At 47.4% G+C, this 24,425-nt stretch carries 20 protein-coding genes; all 20 read left to right on the top strand.

All coding sequences use genetic code 11. The features are described from left to right. Positions 1-8: 8 nt before the first annotated feature. The 20 genes from rpoC to CI595_RS17650 all read left to right on the top strand — a co-directional run bounded on the left by rpoC (position 9) and on the right by CI595_RS17650 (position 24,271). Entirely contained in the window at positions 9-3,722 is a 3,714-nt protein-coding gene (rpoC, locus tag CI595_RS17740) for a DNA-directed RNA polymerase subunit beta' (protein WP_095174965.1), read from the top strand. Positions 3,723-3,815: 93 nt separating this feature from the next. Next, positions 3,816-5,147: a glycoside hydrolase family 3 N-terminal domain-containing protein gene (locus tag CI595_RS17735; RefSeq protein WP_095174964.1), complete on the top strand. Its 1,332-nt coding sequence runs from the start codon at positions 3,816-3,818 to the stop codon at positions 5,145-5,147. A gap of 259 nt (positions 5,148-5,406) precedes the next feature. Next, complete coding sequence (rpsL, locus tag CI595_RS17730; RefSeq protein ID WP_065543568.1) at positions 5,407-5,820, top strand: 30S ribosomal protein S12; 414 nt, start codon at positions 5,407-5,409, stop codon at positions 5,818-5,820. Positions 5,821-6,026: 206 nt separating this feature from the next. Beyond that, positions 6,027-6,497 carry a 30S ribosomal protein S7 gene (rpsG, locus tag CI595_RS17725; protein ID WP_207652261.1) on the top strand — a complete coding sequence of 157 codons (471 nt, stop codon included), beginning with the start codon at positions 6,027-6,029 and terminating at the stop codon, positions 6,495-6,497. A 14-nt stretch (positions 6,498-6,511) separates the two neighbouring features. Continuing rightward, on the top strand, positions 6,512-8,632 hold the full coding sequence (fusA, locus tag CI595_RS17720) for an elongation factor G (RefSeq protein WP_095174963.1): 2,121 nt from the start codon (positions 6,512-6,514) through the stop codon (positions 8,630-8,632). 150 nt (positions 8,633-8,782) lie between these two features. Further along, positions 8,783-9,976, top strand: coding sequence for an elongation factor Tu (gene tuf, locus CI595_RS17715; protein WP_095174962.1), 1,194 nt, complete (start codon positions 8,783-8,785; stop codon positions 9,974-9,976). A gap of 224 nt (positions 9,977-10,200) precedes the next feature. Further along, positions 10,201-10,590 carry a nucleotidyltransferase domain-containing protein gene (locus tag CI595_RS17710; RefSeq protein WP_243135200.1) on the top strand — a complete coding sequence of 130 codons (390 nt, stop codon included), beginning with the start codon at positions 10,201-10,203 and terminating at the stop codon, positions 10,588-10,590. Next, on the top strand, positions 10,583-10,717 hold the full coding sequence (locus CI595_RS26685) for a hypothetical protein (RefSeq protein ID WP_278277968.1): 135 nt from the start codon (positions 10,583-10,585) through the stop codon (positions 10,715-10,717). Before CI595_RS17710 ends, CI595_RS26685 begins: the two co-directional genes overlap by 8 nt. Before the next feature lie 173 nt (positions 10,718-10,890). After that, the gene (locus tag CI595_RS17705) at positions 10,891-11,460 is read left to right on the top strand and encodes an RNA polymerase sigma factor (RefSeq protein WP_095174961.1); all 570 of its coding nucleotides are present in this window, start codon (positions 10,891-10,893) and stop codon (positions 11,458-11,460) included. 1 nt (position 11,461) lies between these two features. Continuing rightward, positions 11,462-12,649, top strand: coding sequence for a DUF4179 domain-containing protein (locus CI595_RS17700; RefSeq protein WP_162291914.1), 1,188 nt, complete (start codon positions 11,462-11,464; stop codon positions 12,647-12,649). A gap of 153 nt (positions 12,650-12,802) precedes the next feature. Next, positions 12,803-14,062: an MFS transporter gene (locus CI595_RS17695; RefSeq protein ID WP_162291913.1), complete on the top strand. Its 1,260-nt coding sequence runs from the start codon at positions 12,803-12,805 to the stop codon at positions 14,060-14,062. After that, positions 14,052-14,597: an FmdE family protein gene (locus CI595_RS17690; RefSeq protein ID WP_095174958.1), complete on the top strand. Its 546-nt coding sequence runs from the start codon at positions 14,052-14,054 to the stop codon at positions 14,595-14,597. The genes CI595_RS17695 and CI595_RS17690 overlap by 11 nt, the downstream gene beginning before the upstream one ends. A gap of 365 nt (positions 14,598-14,962) precedes the next feature. After that, positions 14,963-16,882 carry an endonuclease MutS2 gene (locus tag CI595_RS17685; protein WP_095174957.1) on the top strand — a complete coding sequence of 640 codons (1,920 nt, stop codon included), beginning with the start codon at positions 14,963-14,965 and terminating at the stop codon, positions 16,880-16,882. Positions 16,883-16,931: 49 nt separating this feature from the next. Next, complete coding sequence (locus tag CI595_RS17680; protein WP_095174956.1) at positions 16,932-17,618, top strand: response regulator transcription factor; 687 nt, start codon at positions 16,932-16,934, stop codon at positions 17,616-17,618. Positions 17,619-17,746: 128 nt separating this feature from the next. Continuing rightward, positions 17,747-18,673 carry an ABC transporter ATP-binding protein gene (locus CI595_RS17675; protein ID WP_095174955.1) on the top strand — a complete coding sequence of 309 codons (927 nt, stop codon included), beginning with the start codon at positions 17,747-17,749 and terminating at the stop codon, positions 18,671-18,673. Further along, entirely contained in the window at positions 18,666-19,439 is a 774-nt protein-coding gene (locus CI595_RS17670) for an ABC transporter permease (RefSeq protein ID WP_095174954.1), read from the top strand. The genes CI595_RS17675 and CI595_RS17670 overlap by 8 nt, the downstream gene beginning before the upstream one ends. A 24-nt stretch (positions 19,440-19,463) precedes the next feature. After that, positions 19,464-20,429 carry a sensor histidine kinase gene (locus tag CI595_RS17665; protein WP_095174953.1) on the top strand — a complete coding sequence of 322 codons (966 nt, stop codon included), beginning with the start codon at positions 19,464-19,466 and terminating at the stop codon, positions 20,427-20,429. Positions 20,430-20,849: 420 nt separating this feature from the next. Next, positions 20,850-22,094: an IS110 family RNA-guided transposase gene (locus CI595_RS17660; RefSeq protein ID WP_095175070.1), complete on the top strand. Its 1,245-nt coding sequence runs from the start codon at positions 20,850-20,852 to the stop codon at positions 22,092-22,094. A 585-nt stretch (positions 22,095-22,679) separates the two neighbouring features. Beyond that, positions 22,680-23,360 (top strand): response regulator transcription factor, encoded by a 681-nt coding sequence (locus CI595_RS17655; protein ID WP_095174952.1) that lies wholly within the window; start codon positions 22,680-22,682, stop codon positions 23,358-23,360. Beyond that, positions 23,342-24,271, top strand: a complete 930-nt coding sequence (locus CI595_RS17650) for a sensor histidine kinase (RefSeq protein WP_243135199.1) — start codon at positions 23,342-23,344, stop codon at positions 24,269-24,271. The genes CI595_RS17655 and CI595_RS17650 overlap by 19 nt, the downstream gene beginning before the upstream one ends. Positions 24,272-24,425: the final 154 nt, after the last annotated feature.

Here is a 24,425-nt window from a genome sequence, read left to right as displayed (position 1 = left end):
AGTCCACAATGCCAGAAACAGCAAATAAAGAGGCATATCAGCCAATGACCTTTGACGCCATCAAGATTGGGTTGGCGTCCCCGGAGAAGATCCGGGACTGGTCCAGAGGCGAGGTTAAAAAACCGGAAACCATTAACTATAGAACCTTAAAACCGGAAAAAGACGGCCTGTTCTGCGAAAGGATTTTCGGACCGAGCAAGGACTGGGAATGTCACTGCGGCAAATACAAGAAGATCCGCTATAAAGGCGTTGTCTGCGACCGATGCGGCGTTGAAGTGACAAAAGCCAGTGTCCGCAGGGAGCGCATGGGCCATATTGAACTGGCAGCACCGGTCTCCCACATCTGGTACTTTAAGGGTATTCCTTCCAGAATGGGACTGATCCTGGATCTTTCCCCAAGGTCACTGGAGAAAGTCCTGTACTTTGCCAACTATATCGTTCTGGATGCAGGAACCACGGAACTGCAGTACAAACAAGTGCTGACAGAGAAAGAGTTCCAGGATGCCAGAGAAAAATACGGCGACAGCGCATTCCGGGTAGGAATGGGTGCAGAGTCCATTATGGAACTGCTGGAGGCCATTGACCTGGAACGAGAATCCAAAGAACTGAAAGCGGGTCTCAAGGATTCCACAGGCCAGAAGCGCGCCCGTATTGTAAAAAGACTTGAAGTTGTGGAAGCCTTCCGTGAATCCGGGAACCGTCCGGAGTGGATGATCATGACAGTGGTGCCTGTCATTCCACCGGACCTCCGTCCTATGGTTCAGCTGGACGGCGGACGTTTCGCCACATCTGACTTAAATGATCTATATAGAAGGATCATCAACAGAAATAACCGTCTGAAAAGACTGCTTGAGTTGGGCGCTCCTGACATCATTGTCCGCAATGAAAAGAGAATGCTCCAGGAGGCTGTAGATGCCCTGATCGACAATGGACGCCGTGGCCGTCCGGTCACAGGACCGGGTAACCGTGCACTGAAATCCCTTTCCGATATGCTGAAAGGTAAATCAGGACGTTTCCGTCAGAACCTTCTGGGCAAGCGAGTTGACTACTCAGGACGTTCCGTTATCGTGGTTGGACCTGAACTGAAGATCTTCCAGTGCGGTCTGCCGAAAGAGATGGCGATTGAGCTGTTCAAGCCGTTCGTTATGAAAGAGCTGGTAAGCAACGGCACTGCCCACAACATTAAGAATGCCAAGAAGATGGTGGAGAAGCTGGAACCTGAAGTATGGGATGTCCTGGAAGATGTTATCAAAGAACATCCGGTCATGTTAAACCGTGCGCCTACACTGCATCGTCTGGGTATCCAGGCATTTGAGCCGATTCTGGTTGAGGGTAAAGCGATCAAACTGCATCCCCTTGTTTGTACGGCGTTCAACGCTGACTTCGATGGTGACCAGATGGCTGTCCACCTTCCGCTGTCCGTTGAGGCCCAGGCAGAGTGCCGTTTCCTGCTTCTGTCTCCAAACAACCTGCTGAAACCGTCCGACGGTGGTCCGGTGGCTGTTCCTTCACAGGATATGGTCCTCGGTATCTACTATCTGACACAGGAGAGACCGGGAGTTAAGGGTGAAGGCAAATACTTTAAGAGTGTAAATGAAGCCATTTTGGCTTATGAAAACGGATATATCACACTGCAGACCAGGATCCATGTATTCTGCAGCAAGACCATGCCGGACGGCACGGTAATGCAGGACACTGTGGACTCCACACTGGGACGTTTCCTGTTCAATGAGATCATTCCTCAGGATCTGGGATTTGTTGACCGTTCTGTACCGGGCAATGAACTGAAACTGGAAGTTGATTTCCTGGTAGGCAAGAAACAGTTAAAACAGATCCTGGAAAAAGTGATCAACACCCATGGCGCTACCAGAACCGCAGAGGTGCTGGATAAGATCAAAGCCACAGGTTACAAATACTCAACCAGAGCTGCCATGACCGTATCCATCTCCGACATGACCGTGCCGCCTCAGAAACCGGAGATGATCCAAAAGGCACAGGATACGGTTGACCTTATCACCAAGAACTTCAAACGTGGTCTGATCACGGAGGAAGAGAGATATAAAGAAGTAGTTGAGACATGGAAGAAGACCGATGATGAGCTTACCAAGGCCCTGCTGACAGGACTTGATAAGTACAACAACATCTTCATGATGGCTGACTCCGGTGCCCGTGGTTCCGATAAGCAGATCAAACAGCTTGCCGGTATGCGTGGTCTGATGGCCGATACAACAGGTCACACCATCGAGCTGCCCATCAAGTCCAATTTCCGTGAGGGTCTGGACGTACTGGAATACTTCATGTCCGCCCATGGTGCCCGTAAAGGTCTGTCCGATACAGCCCTGCGTACCGCTGACTCCGGATACCTGACAAGACGTCTGGTTGACGTTTCCCAGGACCTGATCGTCCGCGAAGTGGACTGCTGTGAAGACAGAGGCGAGATTCCGGGTATGTGGGTAAAAGCCTTCATGGACGGAAAAGAAGAGATTGAAAGCCTTCAGGAGCGTATTACAGGACGCTTCTCCTGTGAGACCATCAAGAACGCCAAAGGCGAAGTGATCGTGAAGGCAAACCATATGATCACCCCGAAACGTGCTGCCCGCGTGGTAAACGAAGGTGTGAATGAAAAGGGCAAGGCCTATGATTCCGTTAAGATCCGTACGATCCTCACATGTAAATGCCACATCGGTGTCTGTGCCAAGTGTTATGGCGCCAACATGGCAACAGGTGAGCCGGTTCAGGTAGGTGAATCCGTAGGTATCATTGCAGCCCAGTCTATCGGTGAACCGGGTACACAGCTTACCATGCGTACCTTCCATACCGGTGGTGTGGCCGGCGGCGATATCACACAGGGTCTTCCCCGTGTGGAGGAGCTTTTTGAGGCAAGAAAGCCAAAAGGTCTTGCTATCATCACAGAGATCAAGGGTATTGCCACATTAAAGGATACAAAGAAAAAGCGTGAGATCATTGTCACAGACAATGAGGACGGCAATTCCAAGACTTACCTGATCCCTTACGGTTCCCGTATCAAGGTCCAGGACGGTCAGTATCTGGAGGCCGGTGATGAGCTGACAGAAGGTAGTGTGAATCCTCATGACATTCTGAAGATCAAGGGTGTCCGTGCTGTTCAGGATTATATGATCCAGGAAGTACAGCGTGTATACCGTCTGCAGGGTGTTGAGATCAATGATAAGCATATCGAGGTTATCGTTCGCCAGATGCTGAAGAAAATCCGCATCGAGGACAACGGAGATACAGAATTCCTGCCAGGCACCCTGGTTGACGTTCTGGACTACGAGGAAGAGAATGAGAAACTGATTGAAGAGGGCAAAGAGCCGGCAGATGGAAAACAGGTTATGCTTGGTATCACCAAGGCATCCCTGGCAACCAACTCCTTCCTGTCCGCGGCTTCCTTCCAGGAGACCACAAAGGTTCTGACAGAAGCTGCCATCAAGGGCAAGATTGACCCGCTGATCGGTCTGAAAGAGAATGTTATCATCGGTAAGCTGATTCCTGCAGGAACAGGTATGAAGTGCTACTCCAACATCAAACTTGATACAGATCTGATTGAGGATGAAGAGGAGTTTGACGATGACTTTGAACTTGCTGAGGCCCTGGAAGAACTTCCGGCGGAGGATGAAGAAGAAGTTGTCCAGCTGACAGATGAGGTTGATGAGGTGGAACTTTCCGAGGAGGAAGAGGAAGCTGAACTGACAGAAGAATAGAGCAAAAAATACAAAAGACCGCTTTTCCGGAAAAATGACCGGAGGAGCGGTTTTGTATATTCAGGTTATGCAGTCTTTTAAAGGAGGACAAGTATGAACAAAAAAAGAAAGTCACCTTTATGGATGCTGGTTCCCATGGGAGTCATCATTGTAGTTTTATCTATTGTCTTGATCGTCATTACCTTAAAGTCAGGAAACCAAAAATCAGAAGCTGTGTCCGCATCCCAGGTGCAGAACAAAGAATCCGAAAACCGGGGGAAAGAATCCGTGAAAGAAAGCAAGAGCGGTTCCAAGGATATCAAAGACGCTGCCGGGGCAGAGCCTGGGGAAACGGATACAGGACCGGCTGAGATCTATGTATCCTCTGACATTCCCCAGAAGGTTAAGGATAAAGTAAAGAGTATGAGCCTTGAGCAGAAGGCAGCGCAGCTATTCTTTGTCACCCCGGAGGACATCACTCAGGTTGATGCGGCAACCGTTGCCGGAGAGGATACTAAGAAAGCATATGAGCAGTACCCTGTTGGCGGGATCGTATATTTTTCCCGGAATATCCAGGGGCCGGAGCAGCTTAGCGGGATGCTGGCGAAAACCCAGGATTACGCGGAGGAGATCGCAGGTGTTCCGGTATTTTTAGGTGTGGATGAGGAGGGCGGAGAAGTATCCCGGGTAGCGGGAAACAAGAATTTCTCTGTCACAGAATATGAGAGTATGCGGGCCATTGGAGACAGTAAAGATACTTCACAGGCCTATGATGTGGGAAAAACCTTAGCATCCTATTTGAAAGAATTAGGATTTAATATAGATTTTGCTCCGAATGCGGATGTAATTACAAATTCTGGCAATACTGTTATAGGGGACCGCTCCTTTGGGGAGGACCCCCAGTTGGTCGCTGATATGGCGTCACAGGTGGTCAAGGGACTGCAGGACAACGGTGTCTCTGCCTGTCTGAAGCATTTTCCGGGTCACGGAGGCACGATAGAGGACAGTCATGAGGGACGTGCCTACACGGACAAGACTCTAGAGGAGATGGAGGAAAAAGAGCTGCTGCCTTTTAAGGAAGGGATCAAGGCAGACCCTGACTTTATTATGGCAGGTCATATCTCCATACCGAAATCCCTGGGGGATAATACGCCGGCATCTCTCTCGGAAAAAGTTCTGACAGGTCTTCTCCGGGACCGGTACGGATATGATGGCATCATTATCACGGATGCCCTGAATATGAAGGCGGTTTCCGGGGTATACAGTCCGGCCGAGGCTTCCGTGAAAGCGATCTTGGCAGGTGCGGACATGCTTCTGATGCCGGACGATTTCAGAGCCGCCTACAACGGCGTGCTGGAAGCCGTGGAGGAAGGCGATTTGAGTGAGGAGAGGATTGACGCCTCTGTGGAGCGCATTCTGCGTTTAAAAATGGAAAAATACCTGTAAAATTGTATTTTTTTGAAAAATTTCCTTGACAGCACGATTTTCCATGGATATAATGAGAGAGCGTGCATAAAGACGCAGTTTTTTTGCGCGTAAAATCATTTATTCATGACAATGAATAACTGGCAGCCACTCATTTCTTCTATAGGCATTGAACACTTAAGGAGCACATAGTGCGAGTTTAGTGAGAAAGCCGTTCTTTGAGCACAGCGAAAAGAACCTCATTATTATAGAAGGAAAATATTACAGGAGGTGAAATGGAATGCCAACATTCAATCAGTTAGTAAGAAAAGGACGTCAGACTTCTGTGAAGAAGTCCACAGCTCCGGCGCTTCAGAAGAGTTTTAACTCTTTACAGAAGAGGACAACAGATATGTCTTCTCCGCAGAAGAGGGGTGTGTGTACAGCGGTTAAGACTGCTACACCGAAAAAACCTAACTCTGCTCTCAGAAAGATCGCCAGAGTTCGTCTTTCCAACGGAATCGAGGTAACAAGCTACATTCCAGGTGAAGGACATAACCTTCAGGAACATAGTGTTGTTCTTATCCGTGGCGGTAGGGTAAAAGACTTACCAGGTACAAGATATCACATTATCCGTGGTACACTTGATACTGCAGGCGTTGCCAACAGACGTCAGGCCCGTTCTAAATACGGTGCTAAGAGACCGAAAAAATAATTAATTAGAATCATTTGAAGTCACAGATATAACTATTAAAACTGATTTTGTACCGGGATTCCATAGACCCAGGTTGTGGCTGCGGGTTTCTATATAGGATTTACCGAGTACGGACATACAAAATAGTTGTGTGAGTACCGATGATCTAATCGTTAGGGCAATGACCGTTGTCCGTAATTTTGATAATGATTAAGGAGGGAAGTAACGTGCCACGTAAAGGACATACTCAAAAAAGAGACGTTTTAGCAGATCCGTTATACGGAAACAAAGTGGTTACCAAACTTGTCAATAACATTATGTTAGATGGTAAGAAGGGTGTAGCTCAGAAGATCGTATACGGTGCGTTCGCTAAAATGGAGGAAAAGGCCGGTAAACCGGCAATCGAAGTTTTTGAAGAAGCAATGAACAACATTATGCCGGTTCTGGAAGTAAAAGCCAGACGTATCGGTGGTGCTACCTATCAGGTACCGATCGAGGTTAGACCGGAAAGACGTCAGGCATTAGCTCTTCGCTGGTTAACTCTGTACTCTCGTAAAAGAGGAGAGAAGACCATGGAAGACAGACTGGCTAATGAATTACTGGATGCTTCCAACAACACAGGCGCATCTGTTAAGAAGAAAGAAGACATGCATAAGATGGCTGAGGCAAATAAAGCATTTGCTCACTATCGATTCTAGAGGAGGAAAATCCATTGGCTGGAAGAGAATATCCGTTAGATAGAACCAGAAACATTGGTATTATGGCACATATTGATGCCGGTAAGACCACTCTTACAGAGCGTATCTTATACTATACCGGTGTTAACTATAAAATTGGTGATACTCACGAAGGAACTGCTACCATGGACTGGATGGAGCAGGAACAGGAGCGAGGTATCACGATTACTTCCGCCGCTACCACCTGTCACTGGACTTTACAGGAAAACTGTAAAAGCAAACCAGGTGCACTGGAACATCGTATTAATATCATTGATACCCCGGGTCACGTTGACTTTACCGTAGAGGTAGAGCGTTCCTTACGTGTACTTGACGGTGCTGTTGGTGTATTCTGTGCAAAAGGCGGCGTTGAGCCTCAGTCTGAAAATGTATGGCGTCAGGCAGATACCTACAATGTACCCCGTATGGCATTCATCAACAAGATGGATATCCTGGGTGCAGATTTCTATGGTGCCGTAGAACAGATTAAGACTCGTTTAGGTAAAAATGCAATTTGTCTTCAGCTGCCAATCGGTAAAGAGGATGAATTTAAAGGAATCATCGACCTGTTTGAAATGAAAGCCTACATCTACAATGATGAAAAAGGTGAAGACATTTCCATCACAGATATCCCTGAGGATATGGCTGATGACGCAGAACTGTATCACACAGAGTTGGTTGAGAAGATCTGCGAGTTAGATGATGACTTAATGATGGAGTATCTGGAAGGTGAAGAACCTACCGTTGAAGCTCTGAAAGCAGCCCTGAGAAAAGGAACCTGCGAATGTGCAGCCATTCCTGTCTGCTGTGGTACTGCATACAGAAATAAAGGTGTTCAGAAATTACTGGATGCTATTCTTGAATTTATGCCTGCTCCTACAGATATCGCGGCTATCAAAGGCCAGGATATGGACGGAAACGAAGTTGAGAAGCATTCTTCCGACGACGAACCGTTCGCGGCTCTTGCATTCAAGATCATGACTGACCCGTTCGTTGGTAAGCTGGCATTCTTCAGAGTTTACTCTGGTACCATGAACTCCGGTTCTTATGTACTGAATGCAACAAAAGGCAAAAAAGAACGTGTTGGACGTATCCTGCAGATGCATGCCAACAAGAGACAGGAGCTGGATAAAGTATATGCCGGTGACATCGCTGCAGCGATCGGATTTAAATTCACCACAACAGGTGATACGATTTGTGACGATCAGCATCCGGTGATCCTGGAATCCATGGAATTCCCGGAACCGGTTATCGAGCTGGCTATCGAGCCTAAAACAAAAGCCGGACAGGGCAAACTTGGTGAAGCTCTGGCAAAACTTGCCGAAGAAGATCCAACCTTCCGTGCGCATACAGATAAAGAAACAGGTCAGACCATCATCGCCGGTATGGGTGAGCTGCATCTGGAGATCATCGTAGACCGTCTGCTTCGTGAATTCAAAGTGGAGGCTAACGTTGGTGCACCTCAGGTTGCTTATAAAGAAACCTTTACCAAGAATGCTGATGTTGACAGTAAATACGCAAAACAGTCCGGTGGTCGTGGACAGTACGGTCACTGTAAAGTTAGATTCGAGCCTATGGACGCCAACGGCGAAGAACTGTTCAAGTTCGAGAGCACGGTTGTGGGCGGTGCTATTCCGAAGGAATACATCCAGCCTGTAGGACAGGGTATCGAGGAAGCTATGAGAGCTGGTATTCTGGGAGGATTCCCGGTTGTTGGTATTTACGCAAACGTATACGACGGTTCTTACCATGAGGTCGATTCCTCCGAGATGGCATTCCACATTGCAGGTTCTCTTGCATTCAAGGAAGCTATGGCGAAGGCAGCTCCGGTTCTCTTGGAGCCTATCATGAGGGTAGAGGTTACTACTCCGGAAGACTACATGGGTGATGTAATCGGTGATATCAACTCCCGTCGTGGACGTATCGAGGGTATGGATGATATCGGCGGAGGTAAGATGATCCGCGGATTCGTTCCTCTGGCTGAGATGTTCGGTTACGCAACAGACCTGCGTTCCAGAACACAGGGCCGTGGTAACTACTCCATGTTCTTCGAGAAATATGAGCCGGTTCCAAAATCTGTACAGGAAAAAGTGCTTTCAGTAAAAACAGGAAAATAATAATTAAAAACTTGCAAATATCCTTGATTTGCAATATAATCAAGGATAGCAGGTTGAATATATTGATATTCCAACCGCCTCGTTATGAGGCAACAAAAAAATAATCAAATTGCCCAGACGGGGCGCATGTGAATAAGGAGGAAATTCAAAATGGCAAAAGCTAAATTTGAAAGAAGCAAACCGCATTGTAACATTGGTACCATCGGACACGTTGACCATGGTAAAACAACTCTGACAGCTGCTATCACAAAAACTCTTTCTGAGAGAGTAGAAGGTAACGCAGCAGTAGATTTCGCTAACATTGATAAAGCTCCGGAGGAGAGAGAACGTGGTATCACAATCTCTACTGCTCACGTTGAATATGAAACAGAAAACAGACATTACGCACACGTTGACTGCCCAGGCCATGCTGACTATGTAAAGAACATGATCACTGGTGCTGCTCAGATGGACGGCGCTATCCTGGTTGTTGCTGCAACTGATGGTGTTATGGCTCAGACAAAAGAGCATATCCTGCTGTCTCGTCAGGTAGGCGTTCCTTACATCGTTGTATTCATGAACAAATGTGACATGGTAGACGATGAAGAACTGCTTGAGCTGGTTGACATGGAGATCCGTGAGCTGTTAAGCGAGTATGACTTCCCGGGCGATGACACACCGATCATCCAGGGTTCTGCTCTGAAAGCTCTGGAAGATCCTACCAGCGAGTGGGGAGACAAGATCATGGAACTGATGGCTGCAGTTGACAGCTGGATTCCGGATCCTCAGCGTGACACAGACAAACCGTTCATCATGCCTGTAGAGGACGTATTCTCTATCACAGGTCGTGGTACAGTTGCTACTGGTAGAGTAGAGGCTGGTGTTCTTCATGTATCTGAAGAAGTTGAGATCGTTGGTCTGAAAGAAGAGACACGTAAAGTTGTTGTTACAGGTATCGAGATGTTCCGTAAACTGTTAGACGAGGCTCAGGCTGGTGATAACATCGGTGCACTGCTTCGTGGTGTTCAGAGAACTGAGATCGAAAGAGGACAGGTTCTTGCTAAACCGGGAACAATCAAATGCCATACAAAATTCACAGCTCAGGTTTACGTTCTGACAAAAGACGAGGGTGGCCGTCATACACCGTTCTTCAACAACTATCGTCCGCAGTTCTACTTCAGAACAACTGACGTAACAGGTGTCTGCAACTTACCGGAAGGTGTAGAAATGTGCATGCCTGGTGATAACGTAGAGATGACAATCGAGCTGATCCACCCGATCGCTATGGACCAGGGTCTTACTTTCGCTATCCGTGAAGGTGGACGTACTGTTGGTTCGGGCCGTGTTGCTACAATCATCGAGTAATCAAATCTAAATATAGATTCGTACCGTATGGTACATTGTGTCCAAGCATAAGATGCCCGTAGAACTTAGGTTCTACGGGTTTTTCTGTTATATATAAGAAGTTATTTTGGCTCACGGTCATGCGGCATATTTAAATCATCAAGAGGTTGAACCGTTACACCCTAACAGCAGAAGACAGTGGCAGTTTTATGGGACGAGAGACGCTAACAAGGGAGGGGAGATTCTTGTATACAAACATAAATGAATGGGCTATAATAAAAATAAAAGGAGGAAATGTCATGCCAGATGATATACGGAATATAGTATATAAATTTTCCCTGCAGTTGAGAGATCTGCTGGGCAGCCGTTTATCAAAAGTAATACTTTATGGCTCCTATGCACGAGGGGATAATCATGATCATTCGGATGTGGATGTAATGATATTGGTAAAGATGACGGATGCGGAGATTAAACGGATTGAAAATGATGTATACGACATGGCTTTTGAGATAGAAATCGAAACAGGCATAGATATTTCTCCGATAATAAAGAACGAAGAACAATATGAATATTGGGTGGATACCTTGCCTTTCTACAGAAATGTAAGAGATGAAGGGGTAGTGATCAATGGATAATAAAGCAGAAGATTTATGCTTATATAGGTATCAGACAGCAGTGGAGACTTTAGAAACCGCAAAATTGTGCATGGAGAACCGGCACTATAAGGATGCCATTCTAAAAAGCTGCGATGGCATAGCATAATGCGTAAAAATGGCAAAAGTGGCGGTGAATAGCATAAGATGCCCGTAGAACTTAGGTTCTACGGGTTTTTCTGTTAATTAATTTGATACCTAGCCGGACAAAAAGTCGTTCTGACCCATCTAATAAGTGTACAAAGCAAACAGGAGATCCGGACTCCGCAAAGGGGGATGAGTATGAAGATATTATTGATAAAAAAGGCCAGGAAGCATGACAAAGCCGCATTTCAAAAACTGATGGAAGAACAGGGGCCTGCGTTATATAAGACAGCCAAGGCTATTTTGAAGAATGATGAAGATGTGGCTGATGCCATGCAGGAGACAGCCCTCACATGCTGGGAAAAAATCAATACGCTGAAAAAAGATGAGTATTTCAAAACCTGGCTGACACGTATTTTGATCAATCACTGCAATACTATTTACAGGCAGAGAAAAAGGCTGGTTTCAGAGGAATCTCTGCCGGAGGCATGGGCTCACGATGAAAGTTATGCAAATGTGGAGTGGGAAGAATTTCTGAATTGTCTTGACGAAAAATACAGGATAGTAGTCATCCTATACTATGTACAAGGGTTCAAGGCAAGGGAGATCGCGGAAATACTGGGGATCAATCAGAGCACAGTGAGAGGGAGGCTGTCTAAGGCCAGGGAGAAGCTGGGGCAGCAGTACAGCATGAGTGCAAAGCAGTCCCAAAACATGCCTGATGTTAACAAAAAAACAGTACACTGCGGATTGGAAAGGGGTATCTGATATGAAAGATTTTGATAATATGATTCAAGGACTCAGGAAAGAAACGAAAGTACCAGATGAAGTATGGACGAAGTATACGGAAACACTCTCAAACCTGCCGGATCAAACCGAAAACAGGAGATCAGATAAGAAACATTGGATGAAATATACCGCCGTAGCAGCAGCGGCAGCCATAACCGTGACAACAATCTGCTTTGCGGATCCGGCGTTTGCGGCAAAAATACCCATTCTTGGGAAGATTTTCAAACAGATCCAACAGCAGTCCACATTTTCCGGGGAATATAGTGACAAGGCTGAGATCCTGTCAAAGGAGGATGCTGACGGTACGGTGCCCGCCGATTCAAAGTACACGGTTCAGGATGCGGGCGTGACAATTACTGCATCTGAAATATACTGTGACGGACTTTCCGTATTTGTCACAGCGGAGATTGATGTAGAGCAGGGAGGGCTTGACAACATTCCGGGAAATATCATGTATCTTCAGGGCGGCTGGAAGCTCTCAGGCAGCGAAGAGGAAAATATGCTGATGAATAATAACCTGGAAGGGCATATTGTGGATGACCACACTTTTGTGGGAATGATGAAGCTGGATTTGGAGGAACAAAATTTGCAGGAAGGCGTACTTGAGCTTCAGTTTTCCATGGTGGGATATGATGACAAAAATGAAGCGGACGCAGAAGACATCTCCGCCTCCCATAAGATCCAGGGAGTCTGGAGCCTGGAACTGCCATTTACAGCGGATACTGAGGCAGTACAGGAAATACCTGTAAATAAAGAAGAAAATGGCTACCGGCTTGACAAAGTCTTTCTTTCACCTTATCAGGTCATTGCCTACACCGATGTGCCGTATACGGAAAATGAGGTCAGCCGGGAAGAGTACGAATCTGTTATGAGAGAGAAGACGGGAGGTTCGGATGATTTCGGCATTACATATGAGGAATATGTGGAACAGAACAGCAAGACATACAGCCAATGTAATACCATTATATTCAATCAGGATGGGGAGATGCTGACTCCTACAGAAGAAATATACGGAAGATCCGTGAATGCCGTACAGGGCATGGACATCACAAAACTGAAGATATACATGTTTGACGACCTTGAGTTATGGGCGCAGGTATATGAAGAAGGCGCAGAGAGCGAAGCAGTAGATCAGGCAGTTTTATCAGCGGAGATTGACCTCCCATAACGTATTTGTTGTAAAGCTTATCCCGGCATAACTTTGCTTCGGTAAACTACCAAAAATTCCTCCATTTCTTTAGTTCTTTTTTCTATTGACGATTGTCTGCATTTGGTATATAAAGGGTGAAAGATGCATGATATTCGGAAGGATAAGGATGAGATGAAACGGATAAAAAGTGTGCAGGTGCGTCATCAATATACACTGCTTCAGTGTTTTTACTGGGTTTCAAGCTGCGCGATCATGGGGTTTGCTACAGTGTTTCTCCAGTACAGGGGCCTGTCCAACACCCTTGTGGGAATGTCCATAGGCGGAGCGGCATTTATCAGCATATGGATGCAGCCATTTCTGGCCGGAGTGGTGGAAAAAGTCCGTGGGCTGAGTTTAAAGAAGATGATCCTTTTGATCATTCTGGCTGTGACAGCAGGGTACTTGTTTCTGGGTTTGGTGCCGCTTCCTAAGATGGCTATTGTGGGGGTGTATCTGGTACTGAATACCCTGTACAACTCCATAACCCCGCTGATCACAGCCATGGGCATGGAATATATGAACCAGGGCTATGAGGTGAACTTTTGCATTTCCAGGGGGCTTGGTTCTGTCAGTTATGCAGTCAGTGCCGTAGTCTTAGGGCAGCTTGTAGAACACTTTTTTCCGGGGATTCTCACCTTTGCCTTTGCAGGTATGGAAATACTCCTGTTTACAGTGGTTGTGTCTATGCAGGAGCCGGAGTCATCGGTGGTGAAGGAAGAGCAGGAGCCATCCAGCAGCGTTATCGAAATACTCAAAGGAAACAGACCGCTGCTTCTGTTTGTGGCGGGATTTGGGATCTGCTATATGACCAGTTCTATTCTGGGTACATATATGATCAACATTGTGCGGGAATTGGGCGGGACAGACGGAACCTTTGGGATAGCAGCATTTTTCTGCGCGGCAAGCGAGATGCCGGCCATGTTCCTGTGTAATTATCTGATCCGTAAGGTCTCCTGCAAGAAACTGCTGAAGCTGAGCAGTGTTTTCTTTGTGCTGCGGCCTCTGGTCATTTTTCTGGCACCTAATCTGGCGGTGGCGTTTCTTGGATTTGCACTCCAGTCCCTCTCTTTTGGAATCTTCACACCTGTATCGGTATTTTTTATCAACCAGGAACTGAAGGAGAAAGACAGAGTGGTGGGCCAGACCATATTCGGTATGGTGACCGTGGGTGTGGGAAGCTGTGTGGGTAATCTGGCAGGCGGTTTTCTCATGGATAGGATCGGATTAAAAACTACGCTGGGGCTCTGTGTGATATTTGCGGCGGTGGGATTTTTGATCACACAGAGGGTAAAGGTGGAGGACACCGGACCGAGACGCAGGATCCTCCAGATAGAAAACAGCAGGGTGGAAAAAAGGGAATACAACAGGGAAAGGGGCAGCAATGAAAGATAAAATTTGGGAAAAATGTGTGGAATTCCATGGACATGCGTGCGGTGGGCTGACCATTGGCTATAAGGCAGCACTTTATGCAGTTGAGCTTTTAGATTTAAAGACAGGAGACGAATGCTGTGTCTCAGAAGATGAACAGCTTGTATGCATTTCAGAAAATGATGCCTGCGGCGTGGACGCCATCCAGGTGATATTGGGCTGTAGCGTGGGAAAAGGAAATCTGCTCTTCCACATGTGTGGAAAACAGGCTTTTTCCTTCTACAACAGAAGCACAGGCAAATCCGTGCGGCTGGTGCTGAGGCCTCGCCCTGAGGGACTCAGCAAAGGGGAATCGTTCCGGTATTACCAGGCATGCAGTCCGAAGGAGATGTTCGATGTAAAGGAGACAAGGATTCCTTTGCCTGAGAAAGCCAGGATCTTCAAATCCATTTCCTGCTCCCGCTGCGGGGAGACTGCATCGGAAAATATGATGCACCTTGAGGGAGAAGAAATTCTCTGCAGGGATTGTTTTCAGGATTACAACAGATTTCAGGTTTGACAAAGTTGTAGCAAGCGGTTATAATGCAAGAAGAATAATAGTTAAGAAATGAGGTGTCTTTGTGCTGAGGGTTTCCGTAGTGGAGATTACAGAATAATCGAATAATCTGTAGGGATAGTATATCGTTTTTTCAGATACCCTATCCTTGTATCAGTGTACCCTGATGGCTGATACATTCGCTTACGAACCCTTATCATACACTTCAAATATATTGGAATGAATGGAAGAATACGGTCACTCCGCTGCTTTGGGCAGGGGGAGTGTTTCTGTACCTCCGTTTATTTTCTTCTCATGGAAGACCACAGAAGTCGTATACCCGTTCGGGGCGTATGTATCTGTGGTTATTTTTTTAGAGAGGAAAGATCATGAGTAATAAATCATTAGAAACAATCGGATATTATAATATATTAGAAAAATTGAGACAATGTACTTCCACAGAAAAGGCGGGAGAAAGAATTTTAGAAATGCAGCCTATCCTGTCAGAGACAGATCTGAGAAAGCAGCTTCGGGATACTACACAGGCCAGAGCCATGCTGGAACTGTCGGGGACTCCGCCTATCCCGGCTATGGAACATGTGGAGGAGTACCTGCAGAAGGCAGTTCAGGGTAATATGCTTATACCGGAGCAGCTTGAGGAGATGGGCATGTTCCTGATCGCTGTGCGGCGGCTGAAATCCTACCTGCAGAGAGGGGAGGAGGGGCGGATCAGTCTTGCTTTCTATAACCGGAATCTCATTTTTCCGGGGGAACTGCAGGAGGAAATAGAGCGCTGTATCAGAAACGGAAGAGTAGATGACTATGCATCAGCTTATTTAAAAGACATCAGGAAACAGATCCATTTTCTGGAGGAAAAAGTAAGCGAGAGGGCAGAGCGGGCCTTAAGGAGCAACAAACAGTATCTAAATGATTCATTCGTAGTCACCAGAAACGGAAGATTCTGCATCCCTGTGAAAAAAGAATGCAGGTCCATGGTTCCGGGCAGTGTGGTGGAGCAGTCTTCCACGGGTGCCACGCTGTTCATCGAGCCGGAGGCTGTGGCCAATCTCAGGGAAGATCTGGAAATATACAGGATTGAGGAGGACGCCGAGGAGCGTAAAATACTCTATACCCTCACCAATATGACTGCTGAGAGGGAGGCAGAGCTGCTGGAGGATATCCGGGTAATTGAAAAGCTGGATTTTATGTTTGCCAAAGGAAAGCTGAGTCTGGAAATGGAGGGGACGGAGCCGAAGATTAACTTGGAACATTATATGGAGCTGAAAGGCGCCAGACACCCTATGCTGGAAAAGGAGAGCTGTGTGCCTCTGGATTTCCAGATTGGCAGAGGGATCCGTGGTGTGATCATCACCGGTCCGAATACAGGCGGCAAGACCGTTGCCATCAAAACGGTGGCACTTATGAGCGCTATGGCGTGTTCGGGTCTGCATGTGCCCTGCCGTGAGGCAGATATTTGTATGCAGAACCAGATCCTATGTGATATCGGTGACGGGCAGGACATTTCAGATAATCTATCAACCTTCTCCGCTCACATTAAGAATGTACTGGACATTCTGAGACGGGTAAGACCGGACAGCCTGGTCATCATGGATGAGCTGGGTTCCGGTACGGACCCCCAGGAGGGAATGGGAATTGCCATCTCCATATTGGAAGAGCTGCGCAGAAGCGGTGCCCTATTCCTGGTCACTACCCACTATCCCGAAGTGAAAGAATATGCGGACAGGTATGAGGATGTAGAAAATGCCAGGATGGAATTTGACCGGGACAGCCTGAAGCCTCTGTACCGGCTGCGGGTTGGAGAGGCAGGGGAGAGCTGTGCCCTGTACATTGCCAAAAGACTGGGATTTCCTGATAAAATGCTGGTGTCGGCAGCCAGGGAAGCATATGGAGAAAAGAGTGAATCCCTGATTCGCACCATGAAACTGCAGGGCGGCAGCAGGAAGCTGGAGAGAATGCATGCCCCTCGTATTGAGAAGGCGGCTGTTATCAAGGATACCATGGATACAGTGCGGAAATTCACAAGAGGAGACAGCGTGACCATACTGCCGGATGAAAAGATTGGTATTGTGGTCAAACCTGCAGATAAGAATGGAAATGTTCTGGTACAGCTCAGAAATGAGAAGATCCTTCTCAGTCATAAAAGGCTGAAACTAAAGGTAGCCGCTGCAGAGCTTTACCCGGAAGATTATGATTTCTCCATTATCTTTGACACGGTTGAGGTAAGAAAGGCAAGGCACCGCATGGGTAAACACCACATGGAGGGCCTGGAGATAGAAGTGGAGGAATAAAGGGAAATCTGATATAATCCAAGTAAAGTAAAAGCACCGGGAGGTCCTTATGCAGAGGATATTAGTGATAGAGGATGATACAGATATAAACAGACTGCTGTGCAGGATCCTGACAAAGGCAGGATATGAGGCCATTGCCGCATATTCCGGAACAGAGGCGCAGCTGAGGCTTGAGAGGGAAACGCCGGATATGATCATGCTGGATCTGATGCTTCCGGGAATCAGGGGAGAGGAGATCATCAAAATAGTGCGGGAGGAGATGGGACTGCGTATTCCCATCCTTGTCCTGTCCGCCAAAACCGGCTTGGAGAACAAGGTGGAGACCATCACGTTAGGGGCGGATGACTATATTACAAAACCCTTTGAACCGGAAGAAGTGCTGGTGCGTATTATGGCTGCATTCCGTCGGTGCGGCAGTGCGGACGTGAAAAGGGAGGCCGAACCATATGGGTATAAAGACCTTATCCTGGATCAGGCATCCAGAACAGTGACAGTAAAACAGCGGGAGATTTCCCTGACAAGGCATGAGTATGATATCCTGTATATCCTGGTCCGGCAGCCCGGGAAAGTATTTTCCAGAGAAAACCTGTATGAACAGGTATGGAAAAACGGGTATTATGGGGAGGACAACACAGTCAATGTCCATGTGAGCAACATCAGAAAAAAGATAGCGGCCATTGACCCGGAGGAGGAATATATCCGCACCGTTTGGGGAATTGGATTTAAAATGGCTTAACTTTGTGTTTGCAGGTGACTGACAGTTTTCTTTATGATTTCTTTAAGGTTTCTTGAGGACTTATTAAAAAGCGGACAGTTATAATTTAGGCATATTAAGAGATAAGCTCAGGAAAGGATGTAAATGATATGACAGCATATGCAGCGGAAGCAAAAAGAGTCACGAAAAGGTACGGTAATTTTACCGCACTGGATAAGGTTGACATAACTGTAGCGAAGGGTGCGATTTATGGACTTATAGGTGATAACGGGGCGGGAAAGACTACATTTTTGAAGCTGTTGTCAGGCCATATTTATGTGGATGAAGGGGAACTGAAGTTATTTGGCTGCCACAGGCTGAAGGATATGGAGGAGCAGAGGAAGAGGACCGGAGTTGTCATTGAGGCACCGGGTTTTTATCCCCAGATCTCCGTGGAGAAAAATCTGGAGTATTACCGGATATTAAAAGGTGTTCCGGGCAAAAGAGCTGTGGATGAAGTTCTGGAACTGGTAGGACTTGCAGACAAAAGAAAGAAAAGGTGCAGAGATTTGTCCCTGGGTATGAAGCAGCGCCTGGGTCTTGCCATTGCTCTTATAGGCGAACCGGAGCTTCTGATCCTGGATGAGCCGATCAACGGCCTGGACCCCAGCGGAATCATCGAGATCAGGAATCTGATGCAGAAGCTCAACAGGGAGAAAAATATTACCATCATCCTCTCCAGCCATATACTCTCAGAGCTGGAACAGCTTGCCACAGTCTATGGATTCCTTACAGACGGAAAACTGGCGGAGCAGGTAACTGCGGAGGAGATCAAGGAAAAGTGTTCAGATTACATTGAGATCAGTGTGTCGGATCCGGAGCGCTATACGGCTGTTTTGGAGAAAAAGTTTCACACAGAGAGGTACAAAGTCCTTCCGGACAAAACCATTCATATTATGGATCCCATGATGGATATTGGCGCGTACAGCCGTCTTGCCGGGGAGTATCATATGGATATTTCCAAACTTGAGAGAAGACAGGTGACGCTGGAGGAGTATTATATGGATTTAAAGAACGGAGGACAGAGACATGCTTAATTATATAAAAAGTGAAGGATATCGTATTACACACAGCAAAGGGATGTATGCAGCAGCAGGGATCGCTTCGGGAGTGCTGGTGCTGATGAATCTGGTTTTGTATGTGAGCAATAAAAATCTGACGGACTTCCCATACGGGCTGATAAGCTTTTCAATGAATAACCTGATCGCCAACCTGCAGACATTGTTTCTCTCCGGATTTGTAGTGGCATCGCTTCTGTTTGCGGATGAGAGAAAGAACGGAACCCTGAAAAATGTGGTAGCCTACGGTATTCCGAGGGTACATATTTTCATAGGGAAATGTATTGTCAGTATAGTGACGGCTCTTTGCTGTATGGTAGTGATCCTGGTTTTTTATGTGGGGAGCGCGTGCCTTTTACTGGGCGGTCCGGCAGCGGAGTCTTTGGGAAAGATGGCAGGAGGCGTTGGTGCCGCGCTGCCAAGTGCTTTCGCGGCAGTCATATTGGGTGTGGCTCTGCTCACTCTTTTTGAAAAAGATATAGTGGCTATGATCGCCTGGTTTGCCGTCATGTATGTGATCCCCACAGTCTGTTATTATGCGGGGTTCCGGATTGATGCGTTAAGTAAGATCGCGGCGTGGATGCCGTGGAATATTTTCAGTCATGAGGTAACTGTCAATATGTCGGGGTATGTATGCCTGTGGGATACTCCGTTCGGGCTTGCGAAATGTATGATCGTGGGTATTGCAGGGATATTTATTTTTGGAGCAGCAGGTATTTTTGTGAGCAGGAAAAAGGAAATCTAATGCTGTGGTCCGGGATTCTTACGGATGCTGAAAAGCTTGGAGGCCGGATGCGGACGTCTTTTTCATGAGAGGAGTGTGGGGAAATTGATATATTTTGTGCTGGCTTTGCTGTGCCTGACTTCTCTGTATTTCTTTTGGCGCTGCAGAACAATGAGGGGGGCAGTCAGAAAGACCAATGAGGCTCTGCAGGAGATCAGCAGGGAGATGGAGGAGAACCGGGTGCTGAAGCTGTCTGTGCCTGACAGGGAGATCGAGGCACTTCTGGTCACCATCAATGACGCGCTCAGGAGGATACGGGAGCAGCATCTGGAGTATTCCAAAAGAGAGCAGGAGTTTCAGCGGCAGATTGAAAATATCAGCCATGACCTGCGCACCCCTCTTACCTCTATTATCGGTTATCTGGATATTATGGATAAATCCGTTCTCAGCGAGGAGGACCAGGATGCGCTGGCGGTTGTGAAACGGAAGGCGTATTTTCTCCAGCAGCTTGTGGGGCAGTTTTATGATCTGTCCAGATTTTCCGGGGAGGATTATATGCCTGCAGTGGAAAATGTGGATATTGCCCGGCTTTTGAGGGAGACGGTTGTGGATTATTATCCGGAATTGGCCGGCAGAGGGCTTATGGTTGACATAAATATAGTGGAAGGCCCCGTGAATGTCCGGGCGGACAAAGGAGCGTTGGAGCGTGTGCTGCAGAATTTGCTGCAGAATGTGTGCAGGTATGCGGGAAGAGAGTTGCTTGTACGGATGGAGACAGAGGGGGAAAAAGTGGTTGTTTCTTTGGTGAATGATGCGGAGGGGATGACCGGGGAAGAAGCGGGGAGGTTGTTTGAACGGTTTTATATGGGGGATGGTTCCAGGAATCAGGGGAGTTCGGGACTGGGGCTTACGATCGCCAGATGTTTGGCGGAGAAGATGGGGGGGACGATAAGGGCTGAGGCGGATGAGGGGGAGCTTAAAATCATATTGACGTTGTGGAGGCACACTTGAAGGGGTGTGTCTTTTTGGGTGGGGATGGGAGGGGGACGGAAAAGCATGAAGGTGGACGGGGCACTTACAAAGGCGGACGGAAAAGTATGGGAGAGGGTCCAGGGAGCATATTGCCTGTGAGCGAAGCGTTCCGCTGCCACGGAGCTAACCTGCTCCCATTTACTAACCCCCATGCCTGCCTGGCACCACCATAAATGAAACTGTTATATTGTGTAGTCTTGCCTTATCTTGTTACTGTGCTAGAATTATTATAGCGGTAATGGTCGACCGGAATTTTGGGCCTGTAGCCCGATTACTAAACTGACTTCTGATCCCCTCATTTGCACCACCATCTGTCCAGCCTTACTTGGCAAAAGGACGTACAGTAAAATGAAAATAGACAGGGGATCATGCCGTAAATATTTTGGAGAGGTGATACATATGAAAAAAGTTTACGACAATTGTTGTGGTATTGATGTGCACAAAAAGATCATGGTTGCCTGCTTTATCCATGGCAAAGAGCAGGAAATACGTGAGTTTGGTGCAACAACCCGGGAACTCCTGCTCCTTGCTGACTGGCTTTCACAGGGCGGCTGTCAGATGGCTGCTATGGAAAGCACCGCTTCTTACTGGAAACCACTATATAATGTTCTCGAAACCAGCGGCCTGAACGCGATCGTAGTCAATGCGCAGCATATGAAAGCTGTACCCGGGCGTAAGACGGATGTTAAGGATTCCGAATGGATCGCAGACCTCCTGCAGCATGGGCTTCTACAGCCCAGCTTCATTCCAAACAAAGCACAGCGGGAGCTGCGGGAACTTGTCAGCTACCGGAAAAGCCTCATCAAGGTGAAAACAGCAGAATTAAACCGACTCCAAAAAATGCTGGAAGGAGCCAATATCAAACTGTCGGGAACGATCGCCGACATTGATGGTGTGAGTGGGCGGAATCTTCTCAATGCCCTCCTCTCCGACCAGAAAGTGGATGAGACTAAGCTGGATGAGATGCGTAGGAAAAAACAGATCGCACCTAATCTCAAAGCGAGCAACGAACAGCTACTGGAGGATCTCAATGGGATCCTGACACCACTCCAAAAAAAGATGATGAAGGAACTCCTGTCACATCTGGATGAATTGATCAGGCATATCAAGAATCTGGATGATGACATTAGCGAAAATATGAATGGCGAAGAAAAAAAGGCGACTGCTGTTATCCAGGACATACCAGGGATCGCAGCTATTGGAGCACAGCAGATCATCTCCGTTATAGGGACAGACATGTCCCGGTTTCCGACAGATGCTCACATCTCTTCCTGGGCGGGCCTGTGCCCCGGGAACAATGAGAGTGCTAAAAAACGCCGCTCCGGGAGATCAAGAAAAGGAAATGCCATGCTGCGTACAACCTTGATCACCTGTGCACACGCAGCAGTCAGGAACAAAAATTCCTTTTTTTACGCGGAATTCCAAAGAGTCAGCGGTCACCGTGGCAGCAAGCGTGCATATGTTGCAGTGGCTCATTCTATGCTAAAGGCTATCTATCATATTTTAAAAGACGGTGTGGTATTCAAAGACCTTGGGGCAGATTATTATAATCAATTTAATAAAGAACGTAAAATAAATTCTTATCTGAAAAAATTAAGATCTCTAGGCTGGCAGCCGGATGCCATGAACTATATACCAGCCTAGTTTATAAAAAAACCTAAAAATGTTATAGGGGAAGTCTGCGCTTTTTTGGCTAATCGGAAGTATAGTTTCACAGTAATTCATCGGCAGGGGCCTCTTCATTAAGTAACTGGGGCAGGTGGATCTCCGCGGCGCTCCTCTGAAACATCGCTCACAGGCAATATGCTCCCTGGACCCTCTCCCATACTTTTCCTGTTTTTCTTTGGCCCGCGGGTGTTTTGGGTGGGGTATGTGGCAGGATTTGAATGTGTGTTGTGCGCTGGGATAGAATGATGTTAAAAGCTTTTGGCGGATGGGCAGGAAGTGGGGAAGATGTTATACTGTTTAAATAGTAGGTGAAGGTGTATTGTAGGTGTAGGGGGGTAGTATTAGGATTTGTTTATTGGTGAAGGGTTTTCTGCTTATAGGATTCTTTCTCTTCTTGATTTAAGAATACCTTATGGACTGTGGATATGTCTAAAGAAGACGGGCACCCACTCTTCAGTGTGTCCACACTTATGGGTACATTATAGGTAGAAAGGTGGGATTCTATAGTGGGCAGACGGTATGGGGATGGAGTGAGTTTGGGTTGAGAGAGGAGTGGAGGATTTGAAGTATATTTTGATATTGGAAGATGATGCGGATCTGGCGGCGGGAATGGAGATGGCGCTGGCTGATGAGGAGTTTTCTTTTACGGTCTGTGGGACTGTGAGGGAGGCTGAGGAGAGGATTGGGGAGAGGAAGTTTGACTTACTTATATTGGATGTGAATCTGCCGGATGGAAGTGGGTTTGAGTTGTGCAGGAGGATACGGGGCAGCAGTAAGGTGTCTATTATACTGCTTACGGCAAGGGATATGGAACTGGATATTGTGCGGGGGCTGGAGTGTGGGGCGGATGATTATATTACGAAGCCGTTCTCTGCTATGGTTTTGCGGGCTAGGATCCGGGCGCTTCTTAGGAGGACGGCACCGGAACAGGAGACGGATTATAAGAATGGTCCTTTTCGGTTCCAGTTTGCTACGATGGAATTTATGAAGGATGGGGTAACTATAGAGCTGAGCAGGACGGAGCAGAGGATTTTGTATCTGCTGGTCTTTCATCCGGGACAGATTCTGACGAGGGAGCGTTTGATGGAATGGGTCTGGCCGGATGGGACGGAGTATGTGGAGGATAACGCACTCTCTGTGGGTATCCGCCGCCTTAGGGATAAACTGGAGGATGATCCTTCCAAACCGGTGTATATAAAAACGGTCTATGGGAAGGGGTATCAATGGGAGAATGGGGTATGAGCGGGGCGTTTTGGACTGGGGTTGTGTTTTGTTTGGGAATGTTTGCCGGGGCGGGTGTTTTTGGGGGATGGTATTACAGGCGTATGAGGAGGCAGCTTGATGGGGTTCTGGAACGGCTTGACCGGGCAATTGGGGGACATTTGCAGGAGAGTAGTTTTGATGAGTCTATGGACGCTGCCATTACGCAGAGGCTGAACCAATTGGTGGAAATGTCGCAGATGAATTGTGAACAGGCGGACAGGGAGAGAAATCTGGTGAAGGGGCTGATCTCGGATATTTCACATCAGGTGCGCACACCTCTGACTAATATTATGCTCTATGCAGGTCTGCTGGAGGAGCAGGAACTGGGGGAACATGCAGGAGAAATGGCATCCAGGATTCACAGGCAGGCGGATAAGCTGGATTTTTTTATGAAAGAACTGGTGCGGTCCTCTTATCTGGAGACTGAGATGATCGCTGTACATGTGGAGAAATCTTCCGTTGATGAACTCATAGCAAGGGCATGTCAGGCTGTGGAGATGCAGGCACTGAAGAAGGAGATTGTCATAGAAGCTGTTCCCTCCCCGGAGAGGGCGTTTTTTGATATGAAATGGACGGTGGAGGCTTTGGTAAATCTTTTGGATAACGCGGTGAAATACTCCCCGGTGGGGGCTGTAGTGGGGATTCGCGCGGTTCCCTATGAGTCTTTTTTGTGTATTCAGGTGAAGGATGAGGGGATTGGGATCAGGGAGGAGGAACAGGGGCTGATCTTTCAGAGGTTTTACCGTTCGCCGGAGGTGGCGGGGGTAAAAGGCCTGGGGATCGGTCTGTATCTGGTGCGGGAGATCATAAAGAAACAGGGCGGTTATGTTAAGGTGCGGTCAGAAGCAGGGAGCGGGGCTGTGTTTTCCGTTTATTTGAGGAGGCAGTAGGAATCTGTCAAAATTGTCATATTTGAGAAAGGATGTGGAAAGCTTTCTCTGTTATATTAAAGAGGAATCATAACGATTCAACAAGTCTGCCAAATCGCTGGGCAGTGGGCAAAATAGGATTCGGCAGCTAAATGAAAATTCCGGCGGCAGGTGA

Origin of the sequence: Blautia hominis (assembly GCA_002270465.1) — a bacterium.
GTDB classification, from domain to species: domain Bacteria; phylum Bacillota; class Clostridia; order Lachnospirales; family Lachnospiraceae; genus Blautia; species Blautia hominis.
Note: the sequence above shows the minus strand (reverse complement) of the source record. Positions and strands in the feature narration are given on the sequence as shown.